The following is a 1,320-nucleotide window of genomic DNA, read 5'->3' on the forward strand; positions in this document are numbered from 1 at the left end:
GCTAATATGCTGTCAGCCCTTTCTCTTTCATCATCGCCTTTGCTTTTTCTGACGATAAATAGCTGATAAATTCGCTCGCTGCTTTTTGCTGCTTCGTAGAACGCGTCACCACTGCGCCATACAGCGTGTCCTGCTGCGCTGCCTGCGGGATCAATCCCACAAGCGTTATTCCCTTCACCGCTTTCAACTCACTGTTTTGCTGAAAACCAATGCTTGCCTTACCCTGCGCAACCGCTTCACCAACAGGTGTTGCTGGCACGGTAAATATCTTATTCGCTGTTTTCTGGCCCAGACTGAGCTTTTTCAACATTGCGGTACGAATATAACGACCGCTGGCGCTGTCCGAGACCGCAATGGAAGGTGCTTCGGTCAATACCTGTTTAAACTTCGCCACAGTGCTAATATCAGGTGGCGTCACGCCTTGCTTAACTGCCATGGCAATCCATGAATGCGCCAGGATTTTATGCGTTTCAGTCTGAACCCACTTCTTTTGCTCAAGGGGTTTGATGGCGTAATCGACCATAACCAATACATCCGCATCATCATGCCGCGCCAGCCTGTTCGGGATCGCCTGCGCCGTGTCTCCCATTGAAGGGGCAGCTTCCAGCGCGATCTGATTACCGCTTTGCTGTTGATAGTCGGTCTTTAATGCCTGGATAACCGGAAACATACCGCCCGAACAAAACACTTTTAGCGTTGCCGCCCAGCCGGAATTAACCGTTAATAACGTCATAATCAATAACGTAAAGTACTTCATTTTTTATCCTCGCCTTTGTCATAAAACACCGGTTTAACTGGGATTGTAAATAACGACAATTGCTACCGGTTGTTAAGCTGAGGTGTCTCACGTTTTAGCTGTTTTTTATCTGTAACATTTCATGAAGTTGTCGATACGCCTCGACTATTTCTTCCAGTGAAGCACGATTTAATCCGCTCGGATTGGGCAACACCCAAACCTGCGTTTTACCCATAAAAATCGGTTGCGCTCCCCACTCCACTTTATTTTTTCGAAACGCGCGTTTAAAAGCATCTTTACCCAGAATAGCTAAGGCCGCAGGCTGATATTACAGCACTTTTGCCATTAGGCGTTCGCCACCATCCTGTAATTCAATTAACGATAATTCGTTTGCCTGTATGGTTGGGCGCTCTACTAACATCGTGATACCACAGCCGGTTTCCAGTAAACGCTGCTCTTCTTCTGGTTTGAGTTGTAAATGAGTAAAACCCGCCAGATAAATGACTTTCCAGAATCGATTGCCGGGATGGGCAAAATGGAAGCCAGTATGCGCAGTCGACCGTCCAGGATTGATACCGCAAAAC

Annotated in this window: 1 protein-coding gene and 1 pseudogene; both read right to left on the reverse strand. The window is 47.3% G+C overall.

Annotation, left to right across the window (positions count from 1 at the left end):
• Position 1: 1 nt before the first annotated feature.
• The gene (locus QRY16_RS21885) at positions 2-757 is read right to left on the reverse strand and encodes a substrate-binding domain-containing protein (protein WP_193406540.1); all 756 of its coding nucleotides are present in this window, start codon (positions 755-757) and stop codon (positions 2-4) included.
• A 94-nt stretch (positions 758-851) separates the two neighbouring features.
• Positions 852-1,320: pseudogene (gene mug, locus QRY16_RS21890) on the reverse strand (G/U mismatch-specific DNA glycosylase); the annotation flags it as partial.

Origin of the sequence: Mixta mediterraneensis (genome assembly GCF_030283135.1) — a bacterium.
GTDB classification, from domain to species: Bacteria; Pseudomonadota; Gammaproteobacteria; order Enterobacterales; family Enterobacteriaceae; genus Pantoea; species Pantoea mediterraneensis.